Raw genomic sequence first — 26,035 nt, forward strand, 5'->3', positions numbered from 1 at the left:
CTGTAGCCGCATTGCGGGTGCTCCGGGCCGACGACTAGACATGATGAACTGACCTGACAAAAGCCCGTGGTTGCGGACGGTCCTGGCACATAGGAGTGACCGGCCCGACAAGGAGGCACTCTTATGACCATCTCAACTGCCGAAAAGGTGCTGACGAGTTACCGGAAGGCGACTCGCCGGAATGCGGCCCCGGAAAGGGCCTCGCAAGACCGGACTCCTCAAGGCCAGTCTCCCCAAGGCCGGACCTCTCACGACCGGGCCCCTCAAGACCAGTCTCCCCAAGGCCGGACCCCTCACGACCGGACCCCTCAAGGCCAGTCTCCCCAAGGCCAGTCTCCCCAAGGCCGGACCCCTCACGACCGGACCCCTCGCGACCGGTCCTCGGAGGGCCGCTCTCACCAGGGCCCGTCTCCTGAAGGCCGGACCTCCCCTGAGACGTTGCTGAGCGGGGTCGGGGTGCTCGACAAGGCCTCGCTCCTGCTCGGCGTCCTGGAGGCGGGCCCGGCGTCCCTGGCCAGGCTGGTCTCCGCGACCGGGCTGAAGCGCCCCACCGTGCACCGGCTGGTGCTCGCCCTGGAGCGGCTGCGGCTGCTCGCCCGGGATGCGCAGGGCCGGTTCATCCTGGGGCCGAGGCTCGGTCTGATGGCCATCGAGGCCTGCCGGGACCACCTGGCGACGGCGGCGGAGCCCGTGCTGAGCGAGCTGCGCGACCTGACCGGCGCCAGCGCCCGGCTCTACCGGCGCCGCGGCTACATGCGCATCTGCGTCGCCGAGTCCGCGGTGGCCGGCAACCCGGTCGCGCAGGACCGGGTGCCGGTCGGCGCCGCCCTGCCGATGAACGCGGGCCCCGTCTCCCAGGTGCTGCTGGCCTGGGAGCGGCCCGAGGAACTGTACGAGGGGCTGCGCGGCGCCCAGTTCACCGCCGCCACCCTCTCCGGCGTACGGCGCCAGGGCTGGGCGCAGAGCATCGGCGGGCGGGAGCACGGGATAGCCGCCGTGGCGGCCCCGGTGCGCGGCCCCGGCGGCCGGGTGGTGGCCGCGCTGTCGATCTCCGGGCCCGTGGGGCGGATGTCCAGCACCCCGGGCCGGGTCTACGGCAGCGCGGTGATCGACGCGGCGGTCCGGCTCGGCAGCGGGTTCCAGCGCTGACCGGGCTGACCGGGCTGACCGGGCTGACGGGGCTGACGGGGCCGACAGGCTGAGAGGGCTGTGGGCGGGTCGCCGCGTGGCCGCGGGCGGGGGCGGCCCAGGTGGTGGCGCAGTGGGCGGCACGGGTGGCGGTCGGCTCAGAGCCGACGCGGGGCGGTGTGGCGGTGATGGGCTCGGGCTGTCGCGGGGCGGTGTGGCGGTGGTGGGCTCGGGCTGTCGCGGGGCGGTGTGGCGGTGGTGGGCTCGGGCTGTCGCGGGGCGGTGTGGCGGTGGTGGGCTCGGGCTGTCGCGGGGCGGCCGCCGCTGCGGGATGCTGTGGGCATGTCGACCCCAGCCGAGCAGCAGCTTGCCCCCATGACCCTTGAGGACTACGCCGACCGGATGTCCCGGGCGGCCCGTACCGCCGCCGACGCCGGGCTGGCCGGGCTCGTGGTCACCCCCGGCCCGGACCTGGTCCACCTGTGCGGGTACCGGCCCCCGGCGGTGACCGAGCGCCTCACCGCGCTCCTGCTCGTCCCCGGGCGGACGCCCCGGCTCCTGGTGCCGCTGCTGGAGCGGCCGGACGCGCTGGCCGCGACCGGCGCCGGGGCGATCGAGGTGACCGGCTGGACCGACGGCGGCGACCCGTACCGGACGGCGGCGGAGACGCTGCCGCCGCGCGGCCGCTACGGCGTCTCCGACGAGACGTGGGCCGTCCACCTGCTCGGCCTCCAGCGCGCCCTGCCCGAGACCTCCTACTCCGCGATCGGCGAGGCGCTGCCCATGCTGCGCGCGGTCAAGGACACCCACGAGCTGCAACGGCTCGCGTCGGCGGGGGCGGCCGCCGACGCCACGTACGAGGAGATCGTGCGGGTCCGCTTCGCCGGGCGGCGGGAGCGCGACATCGCCGCCGACCTGAGCGAGCTGCTGCTGCGGCACGGGCACAGTCAGGTCGACTTCACGGTCGTCGGGTCGGGCCCGAACGGGGCCAACCCGCACCACGAGGCCGGGGAGCGGGTGATCGAGGAGGGCGACATGGTGGTCCTCGACTTCGGCGGCCTCAAGGACGGCTACGGCTCCGACACCACCCGTACGGTGCACGTCGGCGAGCCCACGAAGGAGGAGCGCGAGGTCCACGCGATCGTGCGCGAGGCGCAGCAGGCGGCGTTCGAGGCGGTCCGGCCGGGGGTGGCCTGCCAGGAGATCGACCGGGTGGCGCGCCGGGTGATCATCGACGCGGGCTACGGCGAGTACTTCATCCACCGCACCGGCCACGGCATCGGGGTCACGACGCACGAGCCGCCCTATATGGCGGAGGGCGAGGAGCTGCCGCTGGTGCCGGGGATGTGCTTCTCGATCGAGCCGGGGATCTATCTGCCGGGGCGGTTCGGGGTGCGCATCGAGGACATCGTGACCTGCACGGAGACGGGCGGGCGGCGGCTGAACAACACGGCGCGGGAGCTGCGGGTGGTGGCCTGAGGAACCCCGGCCCAGGCACCGGCCCCGGCACCGGCCCCGGTCTCAGCCCCGAACCCCGGCCCCGGCCCCGGCCCGGGCTCCGGCTCCGGCCCCGGCCCCGGCTCCGGCCCAGGCCCCGGCCCAGGCCCAGGCACCGGCACCGGCCTCGGCCCCGGCACCGGCCCAGGCCCCGGCACCGGCACCGGCCCAGGCCCCGGCACCGGCACCGGCCCAGGCCCAGGCCCCGGCCCGGCCCTGCCCGGGCCGGCCCCGCTCTCCCCTCGTGGAGCGGGACCGGCCCGGTGGTGGTGGTTGGTTTGGGACTTTGGGGCTTTGGGGCCGTATGGGCGGTTACGGCACCAGGACGACCTTGCCCATGGTGGCGCGCGTCTCCAGGGCCCGGTGGGCGGCCGCCGCCTCGGACAGCGGGAAGCGGTGCACCGCCGGGACCAGGCGGCCGGCCGCGGCCTCGGCCATCGAGCGCTCCTCCAGGGTGCGGATCGGGTCCGGCCCGCCGGCCTTCTCCAGCATCACCGGGCCGAGCACGGACCGGGATGTGATGCCGCGCGCCGTCAGCTCCTCCTCGCTGAACTCCAGCGGGCCACCGCCGCCGGCCAGCAGCCCGCCCGAGGACCAGCCGTAGACCAGGTGGCGGCCGCCGGGACCGAGCAGGTCCACGCCGGCCCGGCCGGGCTCGCCGCCGACCCCGTCGAACAGCACGGTCGCGGCCCGGCCGCCGAGGGCGGCGCGGACCTGGTCCGGCCAGGCCGGGTCGGTGTAGTCGACGGCGACGTCGGCCCCGAGATCCCGCACCCGCGCCACCTTCGCGGAGCCGCCCGCGAGGCCCACGACCGTGGCGCCGGCGTGCTTCGCGTACTGCACGAGGAGCTGGCCGATCCCGCCCGCCGCCGAGGTGACGACCGCGATGTCGTCGGCGGTCAGATCGGCGAACTGCAGGATCCCCATCGTGGTCCGGCCGGTGCCGATCATGGCGACGGCCTGGGCCTCGTCGAGGTTCGCGGGCACCTCGTGCAGCTTTCCGGCGGCGACCACGGCCAGTTCGGCGTAGCCGCCGGGGACCATGCCCAGATGCGCGACGACGCGCTTGCCCAGCCAGGCCGGGTCGGTGCCCTCGCCGAGCGCGTCCACCGTGCCCGCGACCTCGCGGCCGGGGATGGTCGGCAGCTCGGGCGCGGCGTGGACGGCGGTGGTCTGTCCCTGGCGCAGCGCGGTGTCGAGGAGGTGGACACCGGCCGCGGCGACGGCGATCCGAACCTCCCCGGGACCGGGCAGCGGATCGTCGGTCTTCTCCAGGACCAGGTTCTCGGCAGGGCCGAAGGCGTGCAGGCGTACGGCGTACATGGGGCTCCCCGGGCTTGTCGTCACTGTCTCGTGCCGCCACCCTCCAACTTCAACTTAACTTCAAGTCAAGCGGCTTCAAGTCAAGCGGCTTCACGTCACGCGGCTTCACGTCACGCGGCTTCACGTCACGCGGCTTCACGTCACGCGGCTTCGAGCGGCGTGGAGCGGTGGCGGCGCCCGCCGAAGGCGAGCGTGGCGGCGGTGAGCGCGCTGTTGAACGACACCTCGCAGAGCACCCCCGGCGCGGCGACCTGGTCGCCCGCCAGGTACACCCCGTCGCCCCGGTCGATCGCCGGCCGGTCCCGCCAGGTGGTGCCGGGCGCGTCCACCGCCCCCGTACGCCCGGTCGCCAGGGCCTCCCGCCGGAAGACCATGCGCTCCCGCCAGCCGGGGAAGCCCAGGTCCAGCAGGTGTTCGGCGCGGGCGATGCCGTCGGCCCTGGTCTCGCCCGGGGCGATGGGCACCTGGCCCTGGATCAGCTGCTCGCCGGGCGGGGCCAGCGAGGGGTCCTGGGCGGTGAAGCGTTCGACCCAGCCGGGGGAGTCGAGGTCGGAGACGGCGAACGCGTCGCCGCGCCGGGTGCGTACGGCCAGGTCGAGCAGCACCGTACGGCCGCTCGGCCAGGTGAGCGAGGCGTCGCCGAGGAGCGCGCGGGCGGCGGACAGCTGGGTCGCGACGATCACCGGGCCCCGGTCCGTGGGCAGCGCGTCCAGGCGGGAGCCGGTCTCGATCCGTACGCCGAGCTTCCAGGCGTGGTCGGCCATCCGGCCGATGACCTCGCCCCAGCCGCCGCGCGCGTAGTGGGCCTCCGGCGGCACCTTGGCGGCGCGCCGGAGGCGCTCCTGCACGAAGGCGGCGGACAGCTGCCCGGGGGCGTGGTGGAAGGTGGCGACGCCGACGTAGTTCGCGGCCGCGCGGGCCCCGGCCGCGCCGACGACGCCCGTCGCCCAGGTGGTGAAGTCGGCGTCGACTGGCGCGCTTTTGGCCAGCAGCAGCCTGAGCATGGCGGCCGGCGGCACGCGCCGCAGCCGCCCGTCGCGGTGGAAGCGCAGCCGGGCGGCTTCCAGCAGCGGGAGATCGGCGAGCGGGCCGAGCAGCCCCCGCTGCTTCAGCCACCCCCAGTGCGGACCGCCCGCGTAGAGGGCGTGCGGACCCTCGTTGGTGCGGTACGGGGCGGGGGCGGTGCGGGCGCGGCCGCCGAGCGTGTGATGGGACTCGTGCAGGATCACCTCGGCCCCGGCCTCGGCGGCGGCGATGGCCGCCGTGAGGCCTGCCAGGCCGCCGCCGATGACGGTGATACGACGCATGGGCAGCACTCCTTGCCGTGCGGCGACCCGGGTCGGATCGCGTTTCACGAGTACGACGAGGCGGCGGGCCGGGGTGTGACATCGGGGCGTTGTCAGTGACGTGGTTCACGATGGGGGTGGGGAGACGGGGAAACGGACGGGGCAGTGGGCACGGCGAGTGGACGGAGCGGTGATGGCGGGGCGCGGCGGCAAGCGGACAGGGACGACGGGGGCGACGGGGGCAGCGGGCGTGGCGGGCGCGGTGCGGGCGGCGCGGCGGCCGGAGGTGTCGCTGCCCGAGCTGCGGCCTTACGGGGACGGGGAGCTTGAGCCGGAGGGGGACTACGACGGGCTGGAGTTCGCCGACGCGGACTTCGCCGGGCAGCGGGCGGACGGCGCCCGCTTCCTGGACTGCGGGTTCGACCGCTGCGGGTTCGACGAGGCCGGGCTGTCCCGGGCCAGGTTCCTCGACTGTGTGCTGGAGGGCGTGCGGGGCGTGGGCACCGACGTGTCCGAGGCGCGGCTGAGGGACGTGGAGCTGGTGGACGCCCGGCTGGGCGGGGTCCAGCTGCACGGGGCGGTGCTGGAGCGGGTGGTGGTGCGGGGCGGGAAGATCGACTATCTGAATCTGCGCACGGCCCGGCTCACGGACGTCGTGTTCGAGGGGTGCGTGCTCGTCGAGCCGGACTTCGGCGGGGCGGTCCTGGAGCGGGTGGAGTTCGTGGACTGCGCGCTGCGCGGGGTGGACTTCACCCGGGCGCGGATGACGGACGTGGATCTGCGGGCGGTCGCGGAGCTGGACATCGCCCGGGGCGTCGAGGACCTGTCGGGCGCGGTGATCAGCCCCCCGCAGCTCCTCGACCTGGCCCCGGCGCTCGCGGCCCGGCTGGGCATACGGGTGGCGGAGGCGCGCGGGTTTTAGGGCGGCCGGGGGCCGGACGGGTGCGGCTCGGCGGGGCGGGCTCGGCGGGGTGGGGGCTCGGCGGGATGTGGGCCAGGGGGGTGGGGGCTCGGCGGGGTGGGGGCCGGCGGGGCGGAACTCAGCGGGATGGGAGCCAGCGGGATGGGAGCCAGCGGGATGGAGGCCGGCGGGGCTGGGGTCAGACGCGGGGGTAGCGGGCCTGGACCTCCCACACCGCCGGGTTGTCGGCCAGCCCCTCGTGCATATCGGTGAGGTCGGCGATCAGGTCGTGCAGGAAGTCGCGGGCCTCCCGGCGCAGCGCGGCGTGGTTGAAGGTGAGCGGCGCCTCCTCGGCCGGCACCCAGTCGGCCGTGATGTCCACCCAGCCGAAGCGCCGCTCGAAGAGCATCCGGTCCGTCGACTCGGTGAAGTCCAGCTCGGCGTGGACGGGACGCGCGGAGCGGCTGCCGCGCGGGTCGCGGTCCAGCCGCTCCACGATGTCGCACAGCGCCCAGGCGAAGTCGAGCACCGGCACCCATCCCCAGGCTGTGGACAGCTCCCGGTCCGCTTCCGTGTCGGCGAGGTACACGTCGCCGCAGAACAGGTCGTGACGCAGGGCGCGCACGTCCGCGGTGCGGTAATCCGTCTGCGGGGGGTCGGGGAAGCGGCGGGAGAGGGAGTAGCCGAGGTCGATCACACGGTCGATGGTGTCACGCCCCCGGCCCCCGGGAGGCCCCGGCCCGGGGCCCCCGGGGCCGGGCGGGGCCCCGGCCGCGAGGGGCGCCCGGGTCGCACGGCGGGTGCCCAGGTCGCGGCGGCGCTGCCCCGCAGCGACGGGGTCTGCCGGGCCGCGGCAGGTGCCCGGGCGGCGCGGCGGGTGGCCCGCCCGTCGGCGGCGGGGTCAGCCGGTGGCGGGCCCCAGGTTGCGGCGGGGCTCAGCCGGCGGCGGGGTCAGCCGGTGGCGGGGCCCAGGTTGCGGCGGGGCTCAGCCGGCGGCGGGGTCAGCCGGTGGCGGGGCCCAGGTTGCGGCGGGGCTCAGCCGGCGGCGGGGTCAGCCGGTGGCGGGGCCCAGGTTGCGGCGGGGCCCAAGCGGTGGCAGGGCCCAGGTTGCGGCGGGGCCCAGGTTGCGGCGGGGCTCAGCCGGTGGCGGAGCTCAGGCGGTGGCGGGGCCCAGGTTGCGGCGGGACTCAGCCGGTGGCGGGGCCCAAGCGGTGGCGGGGCCCAGGCGGCTGCGGGGCTCAGCCGGTGGCGGGGCTCAGCCGGTGGCGGGCGCGGCGGCGGGGGTCAGTGGCCGCGGGCGATCCATTCCTCCAGGTGGGGGGCCTCGTCGCCGATGGTGGTGGGGTCGCCGTGGCCCGTGCGTACGACGGTCTCCGGCGGCAGCGACAGCAGCCGTTCCCGGATGGACTCGATGATCGTCGGGAAGGACGAGTACGACCGGCCGGTCGCCCCCGGACCGCCGTTGAAGAGCGTGTCCCCGGAGAAGACCGTGGTCAGCGCGGGCGCGTGCAAGCAGACCGCGCCCGGGGAGTGGCCGGGGGTGTGCAGCACCCGCAGCTCGGTGCCGGCGACGGTGAGGACGTCGCCGTCGGCCAGCGCCCCGTCCGGCTTCCGGTCCGGGTGGCGCATCCGCCACAGCACCTCGTCGTCCGGGTGCAGCAGGATCGGCGCGCCCGTGCGGTCGGCGAGGTCCGGTGCGGCGTCGATGTGGTCGTCGTGGCCGTGGGTGCACAGGATGCCGAGCAGCCGCCGGTCCCCGACCGCCCGGGCGATCGCGTCCGCGTCATGGGCGGCGTCGATGACGTACACCTCGCTGTCGTCCCCGATCAGCCAGACGTTGTTGTCCACCTCCCAGGTGCCGCCGTCCAGGGAGAAGGTGCCGGAGGTGACCAGCCGGTCGACGCGTACGGGCGGGGGAGTCATCACAGCGTCACCACCGAGCGCAGCACCTCGCCGCGGTGCATCTTCGCGAACGCCTCCTCGATGTCGTCGAGGCCGATCGTCTCGCTGACGAACGCGTGCAGGTCGAGCCGCCCCTGGAGATACAGGTCGATGAGCATCGGGAAGTCGCGGGAGGGCAGGCAGTCCCCGTACCAGGAGGACTTGAGCGCGCCGCCGCGCCCGAAGACGTCAAGCAGCGGCAGCTCCAGCTTCATCTCCGGGGTGGGCACGCCGACCAGCACCACGGTGCCGGCCAGGTCGCGGGCGTAGAAGGCCTGCCGGTAGGTCTCGGGCCTGCCGACCGCATCGATCACGACGTCCGCGCCGTGGCCCCCGGTCAGCTCCCGGACGGCCTCGACGACATCGGCCGACTTGCCGTTGACCGTGTGGGTGGCGCCCAGCGTGCGCGCCGTCTCCAGCTTGCGGTCGTCCAGGTCCACCGCGATGATCCGCGCGGCTCCGGCCAGCCGGGCCCCGGCGATCGCCGCGCCGCCGACGCCGCCGCAGCCGATGACGGCGACCGAGTCGCCGCGCCCCACCGCGCCGGTGTTGATCGCCGCGCCGAGGCCGGCCATCACGCCGCAGCCCAGCAGGCCCGCCGCCGCGGGGGACGCGGCCGGGTCCACCTTGGTGCACTGCCCGGCCGCGACCAGGGTCTTCTCGGCGAACGCGCCGATGCCCAGGGCCGGGGACAGCGGGGTGCCGTCGGTGAGTGTCATGGGCTGGGCGGCGTTGTGGGTGTTGAAGCAGTACCAGGGGCGGCCGCGGCGACAGGCCCGGCACTGGCCGCACACGGCACGCCAGTTGAGGATCACGAAGTCGCCCGGGGCCACCTCCGTGACGCCCTCCCCGACGGACTCCACGACGCCCGCCGCCTCATGTCCGAGCAGGAACGGGAACTCGTCGGTGATGCCGCCCTCCCGGTAGTGGAGATCGGTGTGGCACACCCCGCAGGCCTGTACTCGCACCACCGCCTCGCCGGGTCCGGGGTCCGGCACCACGATCGTCTCGATCCTGACCTGCTCGCCTTTGCCCGGGGCGATGACACCGCGTACGTGTTGAGTCATGGCAGCAGCGTAAGTGCTGATCAGGGGCGGGGACAGGAAACGGGCCGCACCGGGTTGCGGTGCGGCCCGTCGCCGTGCCTGCGCTTTTGGCGCGCTTGCTTCCGCTCGCTCGCGCTTACTCGGTCACTTCACGTTGATCGCGGTCCAGGCGGCCGCGACGGCCTTGTACTCGGTGCTGTTCGCCCCGTACAGGTCGGTCGCCGCGTTGAGCGTGGCGGTGCGGGCCTGCGCGTACTTGGAGGTGGAGGTCAGGTACGTGGTCAGCGCCTTGTACCAGATCTTGATGGCCTTGTCCCGGCCGATGCCGGTGACCGTGGAGCCGTCGTACGTCGGGCTGTTGTAGCTCACGCCGTTGATGGTCTTCGCGCCGCTGCCCTCGGACAGCAGGTAGAAGAAGTGGTTGGCGGGCCCGGAGGAGTAGTGGACGTCGATGCTGCCGAGCGTCGAGGACCAGTAGTCCCGGGACGCCCCGTCCTTGCTGGGCTTGTCCTGGTAGCGCAGCGGGGTGCCGTCGCCGTTGATGTTGATCTTCTCGCCGATGAGGTAGTCACCGACGTCGGCGGAGTTGGCGGCGTAGAACTCCACGGCGGAGGCGAAGATGTCGGAGGTGGCCTCGTTGAGGCCGCCGGACTCGCCGCTGTAGTTGAGCTTGGCGGTGGCCGCGGTCAGACCGTGGCTCATCTCGTGGCCGGCCACGTCCACCGCGGTGAGCGGGTTGGCGTTGCCGGAGCCGTCGCCGTACGTCATGCAGAAGCAGGAGTCCTGCCAGAACGCGTTGACGTAGTTGTTGCCGTAGTGGACCCGGGAGTACGAGCCGACACCGTCGTTCCTGATGCCGTTACGACCCAGCACGTTCTTGTAGAAGTCCCAGGTCAGTGCGGCGCCGTAGTGGGCGTCGACGCCGGCGGTCTGGCGGCCGCCGCCCCACACGTCGTCGGCGTCGGTGAACAGGGTGCCGGTGCCCGAGCTGCCCTGGTTCAGGTCGTAGGTCTTGTGGTTGCCCCGCGTGCCGTCGGTGAGGCTGTAGGTGCTGCCGCTCTTGGTGGTGCCGAGGGTGACCGTGCCGCTGTACTTGCTGGTGCCGGTGCCGGTCTCGACGGCTTCCTCGGTGAAGAGCTTCTTGCCGGTGGCGGCGTCGGTGATGATGTGCAGCTCGCTCGGGGTGCCGTCCTTCTGCACGCCGGTGACCACGGTCTCCCAGGCCAGGACCGGCTTCCCGGAGGCCGCCCAGATGACCTTGCGCGGCGACTTGCCGGCCTTGTCCTCGGTGGTGGCCGCCTTGAGGGCGGCCGTCCTGGCGTCGGCGGAGGACACGTCGGCGGACGTGGTCGGCACGGATATCCGGGCCGAGGTCGCCTTGGTCACGCTGCGCGCGCCGTTCGCCTTCTCGTGGACGATCAGGTCGCCGCCGAGGACGGGCAGCCCGGCGTAGGTGCGCTCGTAGCGGGTGTGGACGGAGCCGTCCGCGTCCTTGATGACGTCCCGTACGATCAGCTTCTCCTGGGCCCCGAGCCCGAGGTGCTCGGCCTGGGCGGCGGCCTCGGACTGCGCGGCCTTGATCGCGGACGCGCGCTCGCCGGCGCTGAGCGGCAGCGCCGTCGCGCCGGCCTCACGGCCGCGCTCGGCCTGGGCGCTGGCCGGGCCGGACTGTACGCCGATGACGACCATCGCGGCGGAGGCGACGAGGGCCGCGGTGCGGATGGTCTTCTTGCGGGTGGCGGAAGCGATGGATCTCACTCGGTCTCCTTGCCTTGGGGCCGCTGGGTCGCGGCCCTGTGTAGGGGGTGCGGGCAGCCATGGGTGGGCCGCCCGGTGGTGCGAGGAGTGGTGCGAGAGTGGCGCCGTGCTTCGTTGGTGCGTGCTTCGGTGCTCGTGCTCCGGTGGTGCGTGCTCCGGTGCTCATGCTCCGGTGGTGCGTGCTCCGGTGCTCATGCTCCGGTGGTGCGTGCTCCGGTGGTGCGACACCTGGCGTGCGGCTACCCGACAGCTACCTGACGTGTATCTGACACGCACTGGTGACCGAGCAGAGATTGTCATCGAACGATCGGTCGGGACAGGCCTGAAACAAGAATTTGACTTTGCGTTATCTCTTCAGGCGGGGATCCGGTCAGATTTTCGCCACTCAGCCGCGCCCGGAAGATGACGGATTTTCGGCCTTTGCGGGGTCGCCCTCCGCCGCCGTACCGAGCCCGTCCTGGCTCGCCGCCCAGCTCGAAAGCACCGCCAGCTTCTCCGCGGCCGCCGTCCCGAGCGCGGCCGTGTAGGCGACCAAGAGCTGGTCGGGCGCGCCGGGCAGCGCGAGGGTCTCGTATCCCAGCTCCAGGTCGCCCACGACCGGGTGGCGCATGCGCTTGACCCCGTGTGTCTTCTCCTTCACCGGGTGGTCGGCCCAGAGCCGGCGGAATGTCTCGTTCTTCATCGCCAGCTCGCCGATCAACGACGCCATCAGAGGGTCGTCCGGGTGCCGGCCCGCGTCCAGCCGCAGATAGGCCACGGTCTCCGCGGCCACGGCGGGCCAGTCGGTGTAGAACTCCCGGGCCGCGGGGTCGAGGAAGGTGTGCCGGGCGGCGTTGCGCTCGCCCTCGGGCATCGCGGAGAAGCCCGACACCGCGTCCGCGAGGGCGTTCCACGCCAGGACGTCCATGCGCCGCCCGAGGACGAACGCGGGTGTGCCGGTCATGGTCTCCATCAGCGTGCGCACCCCGGCACGGACCGTCCGCCCGGTGCCCTCGCGCGCCCCCGCCCCGCGGCCCCGGCCCCGGTCCCGCTTCGGCCGGACCAGGTCCCTGAGGTGGGCCGCCTCCGTATCGGTCAGCCGCAGCACCCGAGCGACCGCGTCGAGCACCGCGTCGGACACGTTCGTCCCGCGCCCCTGCTCCAGCCGTACGTAGTAGTCCACGCTCACCCCGGCCAGCTGGGCCACCTCCTCCCGGCGCAGCCCCGGCACCCGGCGGCGCCCATGGGAGACCAGGCCCACCTGCTCGGGGCGTATGCGGGCGCGCCGTGAGCGCAGGAAGTCACCGAGGGCGTCGTCGTTCATGCCCCGAGGGTAGGGGAGCCGGCCGCCGCCAACCTGGTACTGGCAGACCCAGGAAAAGCGCCACCCTGGATACGGCGGCGCGGCGGCCGCAGCCTTGAGGACGTGACGGGGGGCTCCCGCACTACACACCGAGTCACCCCCACACGAGCCACCCCCCGCACCGGACGCACCACCCCGGACGCACCGCACCGGACGCACCACACCGGACGCACCACCCCGGACGCACCGCACCGGGCGCACCGCACCGGACGCACCACCCCGGGCGCACCACACGACCTCAGGAGCACACGAGATGAACCAGACCGACTTCGCCGGGCGCACCGCCGTCATCACCGGGGCCGCGAGCGGCATGGGCGCCGCGACCGCCCGCCTGCTCGCCGCGCGGGGCGCCCGGGTGGCGCTGTGGGCGCGCCGCGCCGACCGGCTGGAGGAGCTGGCCGGGAAGATCGCCGCCGAGGGCGGACAGGCCCTCGCGGTCCCGGTCGACGTGACCGACGAGGCCGCGGTCGCCGCCGGCGCCGCCCGGGTTCGCGACGCCTTCGGCCCGGTGGACCTGGTGGTCAACGCCGCCGGGGTGATGCTGCCGAACCCGGTCGAGGCGGGCCGGACCGACGAGTGGACCCGCATGGTCGACACCAACCTCACCGGAGCCCTGCGCGTCGTGGGCGCCTTCACCCCGGACCTCCTCGCCGCGGCGGCGGACGGGCGCCGCGCCGACCTCGTCAACATCTCCTCCATCGGCGCGCACCTGACGTTCCCCAACTACGCGGTGTACTCGGCGACGAAGGCGGCGCTCACCCATCTGTCGGCGTCCCTGCGCGCCGAACTCGGCCCGCGGGACGTGCGCGTCACCAACCTCGAACCCGGCCTGACCGAGAGCGAGCTGGCCGGGCACGTCGACAACGCGGAGGCGACCAGCCAGCTGGACGGCATGTTCGCCGCGCTCGGGGGGCTCTCCTCCGAGGACATCGCCGACCTGATCGCGTACATCACCAGCCGCCCCGCGCAGGTGAACCTGCGCCAGGTGGTCGTCCTCCCCACGCGCCAGGCGTGACCCGGCGGCGGACTCGAAGCCGACGCGCTGCTGGTTCATCCTCGACGAGGCGGTGCTGCGGCGCCGGGTCGGCGGGCCAGGAGTGATGCGCGATCAGATGGCGGCGCTGATCGAGCGCGCGGCCCAGCCGAACATCACCGTTCAGATCCTGCCCTTTGCGGCGGGCGAGCACCCGGACCTGGGTGGTTCATTGACTCTCTTCACGCTGCCCGACCAACCGCTGGTCGCTTATCTGGAGGGCAGTCGCTTCGGGTCGGTTGTCGAGGACAGGGAGGAGGTGATGAGGCGTCGTGAGTCCTACGATCTGTTCAGGGCGATGGCTCTCTCGCCTCGTGACTCCGAAGCGATGGTCCGAGCGGCAATGGAGGACTGGAAAGCAGGTCGACCACCCCGGACCTGACTACCACTGTCTGGCGCAAGAGCAGCTACTCGAACGCCGACCAGGGGACGTGCGTCGAGGTGGCCGACGGCCACCCCGGCATAGTGCCCATACGCGACTCCAAGCGCCCCCACGGCCCCGCCCTGGTCTTCCCCGCCCCCGCGTGGTCCGCCTTCGTGGCGGAGGTCAAGGGCGACGGCTTTCGTACGGGCTGACGCGGCGAGGGCCGCCCCGTGAGAACGGGGCGGCCCTCGGCGTCTTGCGTGCTACGTGCGTCAGACGTTGACGCCGAAGTCCCGGGCGATGCCCGTCAGGCCCGAGGCGTAGCCCTGGCCGACGGCGCGGAACTTCCACTCCGCGCCGTGGCGGTACAGCTCGCCGAAGACCATGGCGGTCTCGGTGGCCGCGTCCTCGCTCAGGTCGTAGCGGGCGATCTCGGCGCCGCCGGCCTGGTTGATGATGCGGATGAACGCGTTGCGCACCTGGCCGAAGTTCTGGCTGCGCGACTCGGCGTCGTAGATGGAGACCGGGAAGACGATCTTCTCGATGTCGGCGGGCAGGGCCGCCAGGTTGACGTTGATCTGCTCGTCGTCGCCCTCGCCCTGGCCGGTGAGGTTGTCGCCGGTGTGGACGATGGACTGGTCCGGGGTGGACTTGTTGTTGAAGAAGACGAAGTGCTGGTCCGAGTAGACCTTGCCGCTCGAGTTCACGGCGATGGCGCTCGCGTCCAGGTCGAAGTCGGTGCCGGTGGTGGTGCGGACGTCCCAGCCGAGGCCGACCGTGACGGCGGTCAGGCCCGGTGCCTCCTTGGTGAGCGAGACGTTGCCGCCCTTGGACAGGCTTACAGCCATGGGGGTCCCTTTCGTGGTCGAGTCCTCGGGGCTTCGTACTCCGGACGAAGCTACCGTCACCCTCCCTAACGCCATCAGCCGCCCACCGGTTCCAGGTCTCTTTACCTTCTTTGCCAAGCATCGGCGCCGAGCGGTTCGCCCTCGCCCCGGGCGCAAAAGCAGATGACGGAGTTCCGGCGGCGCGGGAACATGGGGGGTATGTCCGGGCCCTATGTCATCCGTGGCTCGGTCTCCCTGCCGGAGGCCGAGCTGATGTGGCGTTTCTCGCGGTCGTCCGGGCCGGGCGGGCAGCATGTCAACACCAGCGACAGCCAGGTCGAGTTGCGCTTCGACCTCGCCGCGACCGAGGCGCTTCCGCCGGTGTGGAAGCAGCGGGCGCTGGAGCGGCTGGCGGGGCGGCTCGTCGGCGGGGTGGTGACCGTACGGGCGTCGGAGCACCGCTCGCAGTGGCGGAACCGCGAGACGGCGGCGGTCCGGCTCGCGTCGCTGCTGGCCGAGGCGACCGCGCCTCCGCCCAAGCCGCGCCGTCCGACCCGTATTCCGCGCGGCATCAACGAGCGGCGGCTGCGGGAGAAGAAGCAGCGCGGCGAGACGAAGCGGGGGCGGTCCGGGCGCGACTGGGGTTAGCGGTCGTCGGCGCGGCGTTTGCGGTGAGTATGGGACAGCGACACGCCGACGTCATGGCGTGTCGCTGTCCCATATTCACCGCAAAGTCAGCGGGTGTGCCCCTGAGGCCCGGCGAGCGGTTCCTTAGGGGGATCGTGAGGGGGGCCCTCGGGTGATCACTGATGGCCGGGCACCGGGGACGCGACAGGGTGGCTCACAGTCCACCCTCCAGCTGTCCGGTCCACCTGTGGGGCCGTCATTCCCGGGAGGCGCTTGATGCGTCGTCGTCCCTCCGTCTTCAGCCGTTCGGCCGTGATCGGCGTGGCCCTGGCCGCGGTCACGGCGGGTATGGTCCTGCCCGTTTCGGCGGCCGCCGCGGCTTCTCCGCGGGCCTCGCGGGCCGCTGTCGCCGCCCGGCTCGCCCCGTTCGATCCCGCCCCGATGCGGGAGCTGCTGGCCGGCCTGCCCGACCCGGTGGTGTCCGGCGCGCTCGTCGAGGTGAGGCACGGCGGCTCCGGGCGGCCGTGGACCGGCTACGCGGGAGAGGTGCCGCGTGGTGCCCACTTCCGGATCGGCAGTGTCACCAAGGCCTTCACCAGCACGGTGGTGCTCCAGCTGGTCGCCGAGCGCCGGATCGCCCTCGACGCGCCCGTCCGGCGGTATCTGCCCGAGCTGATACCGGCCGCGTACGAAGAGGTCACCGTGCGACAGCTGATGGACCACACCAGCGGCCTGCCCGCCCCCGCGGGCATACCGGGGCCGGCTGACGGGCCCGGCTGGTGGCTGAAGCGCCTCTCGCCGGAGCAGGTGGTCCGCGCGGCCTTCGCGAAGGCCGGGGACGACTGGACGGCGCCGCGGCCCGGCGCCGTCCAGCAGTACAACGGCGTCAACACCTTTGTCGTGGGCCTGCTGGTGGAGAAGGTGACCGGGCACACCTTCACGGAGGAGCTCGACCGACGCCTCATCCGGCCCCTCGGGCTGCGGGACACCAGCCTTCCCACCGCCTCGGACACCACCATCGCCGCACCTCACGCCCGGCCGAGCCTCGGCGGGGACGAGGTGACCGAGCAGTCCCCATGGGCCTGGGCCGAAGGCGGAATGATCTCCACCGCCGCGGATCTGGACAGGTTTCTGACCGCCCTCTTCCGCGGCAGGCTGCTGCCCCCGGCCGAGCAGCGGCTGGTGTTCACCGTCCCCGACGCGTCCAACGGACCGGACAACAAGAACTGCGTCAACGGGACCGCCTGCTACAGCATCGGCGGGCTGATGCGGGTCACGCTCGACAACGGGGTGACCGTATGGGGCAAGACCGGGTCGCAGCCCGGCTGGACGACGGGCATGTTCGCCACCCGCGATCTGAAGCGCCGCGCCGTGTACTCGCTCAACCCCACGGGGACCGCCTCGGAACGCCCGTACGTCATGGCCGTTCTCAAGGCCGCCTTCGCGGACGGGAGCGCCGCCTGAGGTCCGGGCGGGAGCCCGACGGGCCGGCGGGAGCCTGACGGGCCGGGCGGGAGTCTGGCGGTCCCCACGTGAGTGCCTGACGGGCCGGGCGGGAGCCCGACGGGCCGGGCGGGGGTCTCTGGCGTTGCGGCCGGCGGCTACGGGAGGACCGAGCGGACCGCGTCCGGGGTGCGGCCCACGACCGCCGTGCCGTCGTCCGCCGTAATGATGGGCCGCTGGATCAGGATCGGGTGCGCGGCGAGCGCCTCGATCCACCGGGCGCGGGCCGACTCCTCGCGCGGCCAGTCCGCCAGGCCCAGGTCGGCCGCGGCGGACTCCCCGGTGCGGGTGATGTCCCAGGGCTCCAGGCCGAGGCGGTCCAGCACCTCCTCGATCTCCTGGGCGGTCGGCGGGGTGTCCAGGTAGCGGCGGACCGTGTACTGGGCGCCCTCGGCGTCCAGGAGGGTGAGCGCGGAGCGGCACTTGGAGCAGGCGGGGTTGATCCAGATTTCCATGGTGATTCGGGTCTCTCGGGTCTCTCGGTTCGCCGGGGGACGGACTGCGGAAGGGCGCGGGGGTGGTCGCGCGCAGGACGTTACCCCAGGGTGTGGTAGCGGCCCCGGAAGTACATCAGCGGGCCGCCGTCCGCGCTGGGGGTGCCCGCCCTGAGGACCCGGCCTACCACGAGGGTGTGGTCACCCGCCGTCACCCGCTGTTCGGTGCGGCACTCCACGATGGCCAGCGCCCCGCCGACGAGGGGCGCGCCCGTGGCCTCGCCGCGGGTGTAGGGGATGTCCTCGAACAGCAGCCGGTCGCTGATGCGCCCCTTCATGGCGAAGCGCCCCGCTATGTGGCGCTGGCTCTCCGACAGGACCGACACCGCCCAGAGCGGCTGTCGGGCCAGGAGGTCGTCCATCCGCGAGCCGTTGCGAACGCTCACCATGACGAGCGGCGGGTCGAGTGACACCGACATGAACGCCGTGGCCGTCATGCCGACGTCCTCACCGCGCGCCCCCTCCTCGGGGTCGTGGGCGGTCACCAGCACCACGCCCGCCGACAGGCGGGACAAGGCGGCGCGGAACTCGTCCTCACTCACCCCACCAGCATGGGGGATGGCGGGCTGCGCGGTGGTGGAAGGCGATGAGTGAGGCACGTACTGAACGCTAACCCGGACCCCCAGGGGCCCGCATCGGGCCCCGGGACCAGGACGGACCTAGGTCCCGGGCCGTAGCCGGCGTACGCCCGGGGCGGCAGGGGTGGCCTTCGGATGGATGGTCGAACACTGTCCGCCGATTTGCATTCACAAAATCAAGGAGCGCTCCCATGTTTGTCTCCAAGGCTTGAACACTGTCTGTGAAGTGAGTCACAGCAGGCAGTAATTGTTGACCCTGTGTACCGAGTGGGCAGCTCGCTGTGATTCAGTGGCCGTGGCAATCGGACGACAAGAAGCCAGGAGTTGCTGTCGAGGTCTCGGGGGAGTAGCGAGCGATGGAGACCGAGTCGGAGCCCTACATCCGCCTTGCGACCCTGCGGCTGTTGCACGAGGTGGTCGCCGATCTGAACACCGCCCGCAGCCTCGCCGACACCGTGCAGACCGTCGCCGACGGGGTGATCGCCGGGCTGGGCTACGAGCTGTCGGCCGTCAACCTGGTCCGCCCGGACGGCGACCTGATCGTCGCGGCCGTCGGCGGCAGCGCCGGGGCCGAGGCCCTGATGGCCGGGCGGGTCGGCTCCCGCGCCTCGTGGGAGCGCCGGCTGTCCATGGGCGACCGCTGGGGCGATCTGCGCTTCATCCCGTACACCGAGGGCTGGGTGCTCGACGAGGACGACGTCCCGGAGTGGCACACCCCCGGGCCCGCGCCCCGCTTCCCCGACGAGTGGCACCCCATGGACCGCCTGCTCGCCCCGATGTACACGGCGGGCGGCGCGGGCGGGGAGCTGATCGGCGTCATATCCGTCGACCGGCCGCGCAACGGGCGCCGCCCCGGGGCGTGGGGGCGCGAGGCGCTCCAGATGTACGCCTTCCACGCCGCCACCGCGATCGGCAACGCCCGGCTGCGCGCCAACATGCAGCGCGCGCTGCTGCGCCTGGAGCGCGAGCAGCAGGCCCTGCGCGCCAGCGAGGAGAGCTTCCGGCAGGCCTTCGAGTACGCGCCGAGCGGCATGGCCATCGCCGAGATGGGCGGCGACCATCACGGCCGGCTGCTGCGCGCCAACGACGCGCTGTGCCGGCTGCTGGGCCGCACCGCCTCCGCCCTGCGCCGCTGCTCCTTCTCCGACCTCGTCCACCCCAAGGACATGGGCACCCTGATGCGCACCTCCGCCGAGGGCGGCCGCGCCGAGCTGCGGCTGGAACGCCGGGACGGCAGCTATGTGTGGGTGAGCCTGCGCAACTCCGTGGTCGCCGACGCGGCCGACGGCCCGCGCTTCCAGCTCACCCACGTCGAGGACATCGAGGAGCGCAAGCGCCACGAGCTGCAGCTCGCCCACCGCGCCAGCCACGACTCGCTGACCGGCCTGCCCAACAGCGCCGAGCTGCGCGCCCGCCTCGGCAGCAGGCTGTGCGCCCACCCGCCGCGACCGGGGGAGTCCGGGGCCGGTGACGCCGAGGCGGGAGGTCTGTCGCGCGGCTACGACGCGTTCGACGGGCCGGGTGCGGCGGGGGTGTTCGACGGGCCGGGCGGGGCGGGGGTGTTCGACCGGCCGGGTGCGGCGGGGGTGTTCGAGCGGCCAGGCGGGTCAGGGGTGTTCGATGGGCCGGGCGGGTCGGGCGGGCCGGGGGTGTTCGATGGGCCGGGCGGGTCGGGCGGGCCGGGGGTGTTCGACGGGCCGGGCGGGTCGGCCGTCGGCGGCATCCCGTACGAGCCCCATGTGCACGCCATCGCGCCACGGGAGGACGACGACGTCGACGACGGCCACAAGGGGCTGGCCGTCCTCTTCTGCGACCTGGACGGCTTCAAGTCGATCAACGACCGGTTCGGCCACCACGCGGGCGACGCCGTCCTCATCGAGGTCGCCCGCCGGCTGGCCGGCGGGGTGCGGGAGGGTGACACCGTGGCCCGCCTCGGCGGGGACGAGTTCGTGGTCCTCGCGGACGGTCTCGGCCGGGCCGACGCCCAGGACCTGGCCGTCCGGCTGCGCAACGCGATCATCCCGCCGATCCGGGTCGACGGCCGGGCCGTCCGGGTCGGGGCCAGTTTCGGCATCGGCTGGGCCAGTTGCGGGATGACGGCCGAGGAAGTGCTGCACTCGGCCGACCAGCGGATGTACGTCGAGAAGCGGTCCCGCGCGAAGGAGCGCCGCCGCGCCGGATGAGTGCGGTCGACCCGGCCCGCCCCCGTCGCGGTAGGCTGCCCCGATGCGGCATCGCCGCCGACAGTGAATCGATCATGAATATTGGCCATCCGGACAGTGCATGCCCTGTTGCGGCCTCCCCGGCCCTGATATGAGCTGTCGTGGCGCGTAAGTACCTGAGCGCCGTTGGCCATATGTACAGGGGAGTGACGAGAGGGATGACGGCCGGCAACAACGGCTCGGACACGCCGGAGAACGACGACCCGTTCGCCTATCTGTACCGCTCGGAGGGCGGACAGGGCGGCCAGTCGGGCCAGTCGGGCTCCGCCCCCCGGACCGGCGGCTACGGCTACCCGGGCCCGCACCAGCCAGGGGTTCCCCGCACCTCGTACAACCACGTCCGCGCGGTCGGCGAGCGTACCTACGGGCAGCAGAACCAGCAGTACCAGCAGGGTCAGCAGCAGTACCAGCAGGGTCAGCAGATCCCGAATCAGCCGGCGTACGGCGGCCAGGGGCAGCAGAACCCCCACTACGCCGCCCCCGAGACCCTCCCCGGCGGCGCCCCGCGCCGGGCCGCGCCCTCGCGCGGCACGGGCGGCCGCGGCCCCAACAGCAAGGGGCTGCTCATCGGCGCGCTCGCCGTCGTCGCCGTGGTCGTGGTCGGCATCGGCGTGGCGATGATCACCAACAACGACGACGACAAGAAGGACGACAAGGCCCAGCCGACGGCCTCGTCCACCGCCGCCGCGAGCGTCGAGCCCAGCAAGACCCCCGAGCCGTCCAAGAAGCCCACCCCGCTGCCCACCGAGGACGCGTCGGGCATGCGCCTGGAGGGCGGCGCGACCCCCGCGTCGGACATCCCCGGCGCCAAGGCCGAGGGCGGTAAGTACGTCGCGGGCCTCAACGCCCCCGGCGCCTCCGCGACCTGGAGCGTGGACGTCGACAAGGGCGGCTCGTACAAGCTGTACGTGCAGTACGGCGTGCCCGGCGAGGACCAGGGCCTCTCCCTCAACGTGAACGGCAAGCCGGCCAACGAGCCGCTGCGCATGAAGAACTACGCGAACGCGAAGAAGGGCGACTGGGAGCACGGCTGGACGTACACCTGGACCCTCGTCAACCTCAACCCGGGCACCAACACGGTCAAGGTGTCCTGCGAGGCGGGCAACAAGTGTGACGTCAACCTCGACCAGATGTGGCTCAAGAACGGCTGACTGAGCGGCAGGGCGGGCTGAGGCAGGGCTGTCAGGGCTGTTGAGGGCGGGGCGGCCTCAGGCCGCCGGGTCCTCGGTGATCTCGATCCGCCCCCGCAGCTCGTCATACGTGCCGCGGTCGAACTCGCCCGCCACCGGCGCCCGTACGGCCGCCGCCGACAGCGCCACCGCGCGCGCCAGCCGGTCCGGCCACGGAACCCCCTCCACCAGCCCGGACAGCAGCCCGGCCACCGCGGCGTCCCCCGCCCCTGTCGGATTGCCCGCCAGGCGGCGCGGCGGGGCGGCCCGCCAGGTGCCCTCGGCGGTGACCGCGAGCATGCCCTCCGCGCCGAGCGAGGCGGCGACCGCCCGCGCCCCGCGCCGCCTGGCGTCCCGCGCGGCGCGCAGCGGCTCGGTGGAGCCGGTCAGCCCGGCCAGCTCGTCGGCGTTCGGCTTGACGATGTCGGGGCGGGCGGCGATGCCGCGGCGCAGCGGTTCGCCGCTGGTGTCCAGCAGCGTGGGCACGCCCGCCGCGTGCGCCTCCCGGATGAGCTGCGCGTACGTCCCCACGGGCACGCCGGGCGGCAGGCTGCCGCACAGCGCGACCGCCGACGCCTCGCGCAGCAGCTCGGCGTAGGCGCCCAGGAAGGCGGACCACTCGGGTGTGGTGACGAGCGGGCCGGGCTCGTTGAGCTGGGTGGTGTCGCCGGAGGTGGAGTCGACGACGCCGACGGTGCGCCGCGTGGCCCCGGCGATCGGCACCAGGGCGTCCGTCACCCCGCCGCCGAGCTCGGCGAGCCGCTCCCGCAGGACCGCCCCGGTCACGCCGCCGGCGAAGCCGGTGACGACCGTGGGGTGGCCGAGGGCGGCCAGCACCCGGGCGACGTTCAGGCCCTTGCCGCCGGGCCGTTCGGTGACCTCGGTGACGCGGTGGGAGGTGTGGGCGCGCAGGCGCGGCACCTGATAGGTGATGTCCAGAGCGGTGTTGAGCGTGACCGTCAGGATCACCCCGGCGTCCCCTTCTTTCCGTCCCCAGGCCCCAGCAACCCAGCCCCCAGCAACCCAGCCCCCAGCAACCCAGGCCTCAACAACCCAGGCCCAGTACCCGGGACGAGTCCTGCGTGTGTCCTGCGTGTGCACGGCTGTGAAGGATCATGCCAAAACGGCGGCGGCGGGCCCAGTCCCCCACCGAGGCCGGCCCGCCGCAGCGCGGTGTCGAATCAGCCCACTTCGGGATCGATCACCCAGGCGCCCCGGCGCATCACGCCCACCACGCCGAAGTCCTCCCCGAGCACGACGAGGTCGGCGTCCTTGCCCGCCTCCAGCGAGCCCACCCGGTCGTCCAGGCCGAGAACCCTCGCGGGGGTGGCGGACAGCGCCCGTACGGCCTCGGGGACGCTCAGTCCGTCCACGGTCACGGCCCGGGCGAAGGCGCGGTCGAGGGTCAGCGTGGAGCCTGCGATCGAACCGGCCGTCGGGCCGGTGCTGATCCGCGCGACCCCGTCGGTGACCTCGACCTCCATCGGGCCCAGCGGGTAGGTGCCGTCGCTCATGCCGGCCGCGCCCATCGCGTCCGTGATGAAGGCGACCCGGTCGGCGCCCGCGCGGCGGAAGGCCAGCCCCAGCGCGGCGGGGTGCAGATGCGTGCCGTCGTTGATCAGTTCAATGGTGACCCGCTCGTCCTCCAGCAGGGCGGCGACCGGCCCCGGCTCGCGGTGCAGCAGCGGCGGCATCGCGTTGAACAGGTGAGTCGCCACGGTCGCGCCCGCCTCCACGGCCTCCAGCGCGGCCTCGTACGCGGCGTCGGTGTGGCCGACCGCCGCGATGACGCCGCTGTCGGCGAGCAGCCGTACGGAGTCCAGGCCGCCCGGCAGTTCGGGCGCCAGCGTCAGCATCTTCGCGGCGCCGCGCGCGGCGTCGATGAGCTTGCGCACGTCCGCGGGGTCCGGGTGGCGCAGCAGCGACGGCTGGTGGGCGCCGCAGCGGTGGGGGGAGATGAAGGGGCCTTCGAAGTGGACACCGGCCAGCTCGCCCTGCTCGACCAGCTCGGCGAGGGCGGCGGCCTGCCGCGCGAGGTTGTCGAGGTCGCCGGTGACGGTGGAGGCGAGCATGGTGGTGGTGCCGTGGCGGAGGTGCGTACGGACCACGGTGAGGGCTTCCTCGTGGGTGCCGGCGGAGAAGGAGGCGCCGCCACCGCCGTGGACGTGCATGTCGACGAAGCCGGGGACGATCCAGTGGCCGGTCAGGTCGAGCACGGTGGCGCGGCCGGCCGCGCTGCCGTCTGCCGATGTGCCGCCGTCTGCCGCCGCGCCGCCGTTCGCCGATGTGCCCCCCGCCGACGTGCCGCCCGCCGATCTGCCGCCGTCTGCCGCGCCCCGCGTCGCCGCGCCGCCCTCTGCCGCCGCGCCGCCCTCTGCCGATGGCGCGCCGTTCGTCCCCGCCCCGCCGTTTGCCCCCGCCGCGCCGCCGACCGCCTCGACGATGTGCCGTCCCTCGACGGTCACCCGCCCGTTCTCGACCACGCCGGTCGGCAGCACCACCCGGGCGCCCGTGAGAACCGTTCGAGCCGCTGGAGCCGCAGGACCCGTTCGAGTCGTTCGTCCGACCATCAGGCGCTTACCTCCGTGGAGAGAAGATCCCAGGCGAGCAGGCCCGCGCCCAGGCATCCGGCGGTGTCCCCGAGGGCCGCCGGGACGATAGAGGGCAGTCGCTGGAACGTGATCCGCTCCTGGACCGCCGTGCGCAGCGGCGTGAACAGCGTCTCGCCGGCCTCCGCCAGCCCGCCGCCGATGATCATGACCCCGGGGTCCAGCAGGGTGAGCCCGGTGACCAGGCCGTCGGCGAGGGCGCTCACGGCCTCCTGCCAGACCGCCGCGGCCCGCGGGTCCCCGGACTCGACGGCCTTGGCGCAGTCAGCGGCGTCCGCCTCGGGGTTGCCGCCGGCCAGGGCCCAGGCGCGGCCCACCGCGGAGGCGGAGGCGACGGTCTCCAGACAGCCGTACTGGCCGCATCCGCACGCCGGGCCGCCCGGCCGTACGACGATATGGCCGATCTCGCCGGAGGAGCCGTGGGCCCCGGGGTCGACCCGGCCGTCGATGCCGATGGCCCCCGCGATGCCGGTGCCCAATGACACGAACAGAAAGCGCCGCGCCCCCTCGCCCGCTCCTATCCGGCCCTCGGCCAGCCCGCCCATGCGTACGTCATGGGCCAGCGCGACCGGTGTCCCGGCGAGCCGTTCGGCGAGCAGGGCGCGCAGCGGCACATCGCGCCAGCCGAGGTTGGCGGCGAAGACGGCGATGCCGCGCTCCTCGTCGAGGACGCCGGGCACGCCGACCCCGGCCGCGGCGGCCGGCTGTCCGTAGCGCTGTTCGCCGATGGCGCGCAGTTCGGCGGCGAAGTCGAGGATCGTGGCGACAACGGCCTCCGGCCCGCGCTCCCGGCCCGTGGGCCGTCTCTCCTCATGGAGGAGTGCGCCGTCCGCCCCCACGAGGGCGGCCTTCATGCCGGTGCCGCCCACATCGAGGGCGATGACGTGTTTCACGCGACCAGTCTGGCGCGATCCACCGCGAGAGGTCTAGTCCACTCGCCGTTCGGGCGGTGGACTACGCTCCGGGTGTCCGCGAAAAGGTGAAAGTCGATACCGAAGCGATATCCGTATGGTGTAGACCCTGTGGAGGTATCCGGGGCAGACTCGCTCGACCTCCCGCGGACGGGCCAGGAGGTCGAGTCAAGCCACGAGGGTGGGGAAGTGCAGTGCAGCGTCGGCGGTTCTTGGGTCTGACGGCGGCGGGCGCCGCGACGGCGGCGATATCCCCCGCGCTGACGGCATGCGGAAGCGAAGGCCCGGGCTCCGGGGACGTCACGTTGAAGGTGGTGGCGGCCGACTACGGCGACAGCTCCGCCAACAGCTCCCAGAAGTACTGGGACAGGCTGGCCCGGGCGTTCGAGGCCAAGCACGAGAACATCAAGGTCGATGTCGCGGTCCTGAGCTGGACCGAGATCGACAAGAAGCTCGCCGACATGGTCAAGCGGGGCCAGGCCCCGGACATCGCGCAGATCGGCGCGTACGCCGACTACGCCGCCGCGGGCAAGCTCTACCGCGCCGACCAGATGCTCTCCATCCCCATCCAGGCCGGATTCATCGACTCCATCGCCGGCGCGGGCGAGGTCAGCCGGGTGCAGTACGGGCTGCCCTTCGTCTCCAGCGCCCGGCTGTTCTTCTACAACAAGAAGCTCTTCGACGAGGCCGGCGTCCTCTCCGTCCCGGAGACCTGGGCCGAGCTGAAAGACGCCGCGGTCAAGCTCAAGGCGATCGGCGTGAAGATCCCCTACGGGCTGCCGCTGGGCCCCGAGGAGTCCCAGGGCGAGACCCTGATGTGGCTGCTCGGTGGCGGTGGCGGTTACACCGACAGCAACGGCAGCTACACCATCGACTCCACGCAGAACATCCAGACCATGGAGTGGCTGCGCGACGAACTCGTCGGCGAGGGCCTCACCGGCCCCGACGCCCCCGCCCGCACCAACCGCCAGGACATCTTCGACGCCTTCACGCGCGGCGAGGTCGGCATGCTCAACGGCCACCCCACCCTGATGCAGCAGGCGGACGGCCACGGCATCGAGTACGGCACCGCGCCGCTGCCCGGGCGCCACGGGAAGTCCAAGGCCACCATGGGCGTCGCCGACTGGGTCATGGCCTTCAAGCAGAACGGCAACCGCCGGCAGGCCGGGCTCTTCCTGGACTTCCTCTACGAGGAGCAGAACGTCCTCGACTTCGCCACCCAGTACGACCTGCTGCCGGTGACCACCAAGGCCTCCAGGACGATGCGCGGGGACCGCAAGTACAAGCGGCTGTGGAAGTTCCTCGACGAGTTGGGGACCGCCGAGTTCTACCCGGTGGACAAGACGTCCTGGGCGACGGTCCAGTCCAGCCTGAAGAAGAAGATCGGCTCGGTCGTCACCAAGGGCGGCGACCCCGCGGGCGTGCTCAGCGAGGTCCAGCGCCAGGCCGACGCGATGGAGACCGCGGCGGGTTAGT

The 26,035-nt window shown here is 73.3% G+C and carries 24 protein-coding genes; 11 read left to right on the forward strand and 13 right to left on the reverse strand.

Annotated features, from left to right (window positions below):
* Positions 1 to 438: 438 nt before the first annotated feature.
* A complete protein-coding gene (locus ABFY07_RS31070; RefSeq protein WP_065961064.1) occupies positions 439 to 1,149 on the forward strand; it encodes an IclR family transcriptional regulator in 711 nt (236 codons plus the stop codon).
* Between the two features lie 354 nt (positions 1,150 to 1,503).
* Positions 1,504 to 2,607 (forward strand): aminopeptidase P family protein, encoded by a 1,104-nt coding sequence (locus ABFY07_RS31075; RefSeq protein ID WP_346177739.1) that lies wholly within the window; start codon positions 1,504 to 1,506, stop codon positions 2,605 to 2,607.
* Between the two features lie 330 nt (positions 2,608 to 2,937).
* Here ABFY07_RS31075 and ABFY07_RS31080 read toward each other — a convergent pair whose 3' ends face one another.
* Both ABFY07_RS31080 and ABFY07_RS31085 read right to left on the reverse strand, forming a co-directional pair.
* Positions 2,938 to 3,948, reverse strand: coding sequence for a zinc-binding dehydrogenase (locus tag ABFY07_RS31080; protein ID WP_346177683.1), 1,011 nt, complete (start codon positions 3,946 to 3,948; stop codon positions 2,938 to 2,940).
* Between the two features lie 140 nt (positions 3,949 to 4,088).
* Entirely contained in the window at positions 4,089 to 5,255 is a 1,167-nt protein-coding gene (locus ABFY07_RS31085) for an NAD(P)-binding protein (protein ID WP_346177684.1), read from the reverse strand.
* Between the two features lie 172 nt (positions 5,256 to 5,427).
* On the opposite strand from ABFY07_RS31085, the gene ABFY07_RS31090 reads away from it, so the two are divergent.
* Entirely contained in the window at positions 5,428 to 6,156 is a 729-nt protein-coding gene (locus ABFY07_RS31090; RefSeq protein ID WP_346177685.1) for a pentapeptide repeat-containing protein, read from the forward strand.
* A 178-nt stretch (positions 6,157 to 6,334) separates the two neighbouring features.
* Here the strand turns inward: ABFY07_RS31090 and ABFY07_RS31095 are convergent, their stop codons facing one another.
* The 5 genes from ABFY07_RS31095 to ABFY07_RS31115 form a co-directional block, all read right to left on the reverse strand.
* The gene (locus tag ABFY07_RS31095) at positions 6,335 to 6,832 is read right to left on the reverse strand and encodes a hypothetical protein (RefSeq protein ID WP_346177686.1); all 498 of its coding nucleotides are present in this window, start codon (positions 6,830 to 6,832) and stop codon (positions 6,335 to 6,337) included.
* 587 nt (positions 6,833 to 7,419) lie between these two features.
* Positions 7,420 to 8,058, reverse strand: coding sequence for an MBL fold metallo-hydrolase (locus ABFY07_RS31100; RefSeq protein ID WP_065961048.1), 639 nt, complete (start codon positions 8,056 to 8,058; stop codon positions 7,420 to 7,422).
* On the reverse strand, positions 8,058 to 9,143 hold the full coding sequence (locus ABFY07_RS31105) for an S-(hydroxymethyl)mycothiol dehydrogenase (RefSeq protein WP_346177687.1): 1,086 nt from the start codon (positions 9,141 to 9,143) through the stop codon (positions 8,058 to 8,060). The genes ABFY07_RS31100 and ABFY07_RS31105 overlap by 1 nt, the downstream gene beginning before the upstream one ends.
* Before the next feature lie 123 nt (positions 9,144 to 9,266).
* A complete protein-coding gene (locus tag ABFY07_RS31110) occupies positions 9,267 to 10,880 on the reverse strand; it encodes a M4 family metallopeptidase (protein WP_346177688.1) in 1,614 nt (537 codons plus the stop codon).
* 385 nt (positions 10,881 to 11,265) lie between these two features.
* Positions 11,266 to 12,183: a helix-turn-helix transcriptional regulator gene (locus ABFY07_RS31115; protein WP_346177689.1), complete on the reverse strand. Its 918-nt coding sequence runs from the start codon at positions 12,181 to 12,183 to the stop codon at positions 11,266 to 11,268.
* A 292-nt stretch (positions 12,184 to 12,475) separates the two neighbouring features.
* Here ABFY07_RS31115 and ABFY07_RS31120 point away from each other — a divergent pair, with 292 nt between their 5' ends.
* From ABFY07_RS31120 to ABFY07_RS31130, 3 genes are read left to right on the forward strand one after another with little or no spacing between them, the layout of a single operon-like run.
* Positions 12,476 to 13,237 carry an SDR family oxidoreductase gene (locus ABFY07_RS31120; protein WP_346177690.1) on the forward strand — a complete coding sequence of 254 codons (762 nt, stop codon included), beginning with the start codon at positions 12,476 to 12,478 and terminating at the stop codon, positions 13,235 to 13,237.
* Positions 13,238 to 13,274: 37 nt separating this feature from the next.
* Positions 13,275 to 13,637, forward strand: a complete 363-nt coding sequence (locus ABFY07_RS31125; RefSeq protein WP_346177740.1) for a DUF5753 domain-containing protein — start codon at positions 13,275 to 13,277, stop codon at positions 13,635 to 13,637.
* On the forward strand, positions 13,607 to 13,831 hold the full coding sequence (locus ABFY07_RS31130) for a DUF397 domain-containing protein (RefSeq protein ID WP_346177741.1): 225 nt from the start codon (positions 13,607 to 13,609) through the stop codon (positions 13,829 to 13,831). The genes ABFY07_RS31125 and ABFY07_RS31130 overlap by 31 nt, the downstream gene beginning before the upstream one ends.
* A 60-nt stretch (positions 13,832 to 13,891) precedes the next feature.
* Here the strand turns inward: ABFY07_RS31130 and ABFY07_RS31135 are convergent, their stop codons facing one another.
* Positions 13,892 to 14,467, reverse strand: coding sequence for a TerD family protein (locus ABFY07_RS31135; protein ID WP_346177691.1), 576 nt, complete (start codon positions 14,465 to 14,467; stop codon positions 13,892 to 13,894).
* Positions 14,468 to 14,656: 189 nt separating this feature from the next.
* Between ABFY07_RS31135 and arfB the strand changes: the two genes are divergently transcribed.
* Both arfB and ABFY07_RS31145 read left to right on the forward strand, forming a co-directional pair.
* Entirely contained in the window at positions 14,657 to 15,094 is a 438-nt protein-coding gene (gene arfB / locus ABFY07_RS31140; protein WP_346177692.1) for an alternative ribosome rescue aminoacyl-tRNA hydrolase ArfB, read from the forward strand.
* A gap of 255 nt (positions 15,095 to 15,349) precedes the next feature.
* Entirely contained in the window at positions 15,350 to 16,537 is a 1,188-nt protein-coding gene (locus ABFY07_RS31145) for a serine hydrolase domain-containing protein (RefSeq protein ID WP_346177693.1), read from the forward strand.
* A gap of 137 nt (positions 16,538 to 16,674) precedes the next feature.
* Here the strand turns inward: ABFY07_RS31145 and ABFY07_RS31150 are convergent, their stop codons facing one another.
* Positions 16,675 to 17,031, reverse strand: coding sequence for an arsenate reductase family protein (locus tag ABFY07_RS31150; protein ID WP_346177694.1), 357 nt, complete (start codon positions 17,029 to 17,031; stop codon positions 16,675 to 16,677).
* A gap of 80 nt (positions 17,032 to 17,111) precedes the next feature.
* Positions 17,112 to 17,612 carry a flavin reductase family protein gene (locus tag ABFY07_RS31155; protein WP_065961031.1) on the reverse strand — a complete coding sequence of 167 codons (501 nt, stop codon included), beginning with the start codon at positions 17,610 to 17,612 and terminating at the stop codon, positions 17,112 to 17,114.
* A gap of 392 nt (positions 17,613 to 18,004) precedes the next feature.
* Here ABFY07_RS31155 and cdgB point away from each other — a divergent pair, with 392 nt between their 5' ends.
* Both cdgB and ABFY07_RS31165 read left to right on the forward strand, forming a co-directional pair.
* Positions 18,005 to 19,831 (forward strand): diguanylate cyclase CdgB, encoded by a 1,827-nt coding sequence (cdgB, locus tag ABFY07_RS31160; RefSeq protein ID WP_346177695.1) that lies wholly within the window; start codon positions 18,005 to 18,007, stop codon positions 19,829 to 19,831.
* 197 nt (positions 19,832 to 20,028) lie between these two features.
* Positions 20,029 to 21,021 (forward strand): carbohydrate-binding protein, encoded by a 993-nt coding sequence (locus ABFY07_RS31165; protein ID WP_346177696.1) that lies wholly within the window; start codon positions 20,029 to 20,031, stop codon positions 21,019 to 21,021.
* Positions 21,022 to 21,078: 57 nt separating this feature from the next.
* On the opposite strand, the gene ABFY07_RS31170 is transcribed toward ABFY07_RS31165, so the two are convergent.
* The 3 genes from ABFY07_RS31170 to ABFY07_RS31180 form a co-directional block, all read right to left on the reverse strand.
* On the reverse strand, positions 21,079 to 22,008 hold the full coding sequence (locus ABFY07_RS31170; protein ID WP_346177697.1) for a 1-phosphofructokinase family hexose kinase: 930 nt from the start codon (positions 22,006 to 22,008) through the stop codon (positions 21,079 to 21,081).
* A gap of 212 nt (positions 22,009 to 22,220) precedes the next feature.
* Positions 22,221 to 23,609, reverse strand: a complete 1,389-nt coding sequence (gene nagA / locus ABFY07_RS31175; RefSeq protein WP_428837039.1) for an N-acetylglucosamine-6-phosphate deacetylase — start codon at positions 23,607 to 23,609, stop codon at positions 22,221 to 22,223.
* On the reverse strand, positions 23,609 to 24,541 hold the full coding sequence (locus ABFY07_RS31180; protein ID WP_346177699.1) for an ROK family protein: 933 nt from the start codon (positions 24,539 to 24,541) through the stop codon (positions 23,609 to 23,611). The genes nagA and ABFY07_RS31180 overlap by 1 nt, the downstream gene beginning before the upstream one ends.
* 212 nt (positions 24,542 to 24,753) lie before the next feature.
* On the opposite strand from ABFY07_RS31180, the gene ABFY07_RS31185 reads away from it, so the two are divergent.
* Positions 24,754 to 26,034: an ABC transporter substrate-binding protein gene (locus tag ABFY07_RS31185; RefSeq protein WP_346177700.1), complete on the forward strand. Its 1,281-nt coding sequence runs from the start codon at positions 24,754 to 24,756 to the stop codon at positions 26,032 to 26,034.
* Position 26,035 lies beyond the last annotated feature (1 nt).

The sequence above is a fragment of the Streptomyces sparsogenes subsp. cuspidosporus genome (assembly GCF_039532705.1).
GTDB classification, from domain to species: domain Bacteria; phylum Actinomycetota; class Actinomycetes; order Streptomycetales; family Streptomycetaceae; genus Streptomyces; species Streptomyces sparsogenes.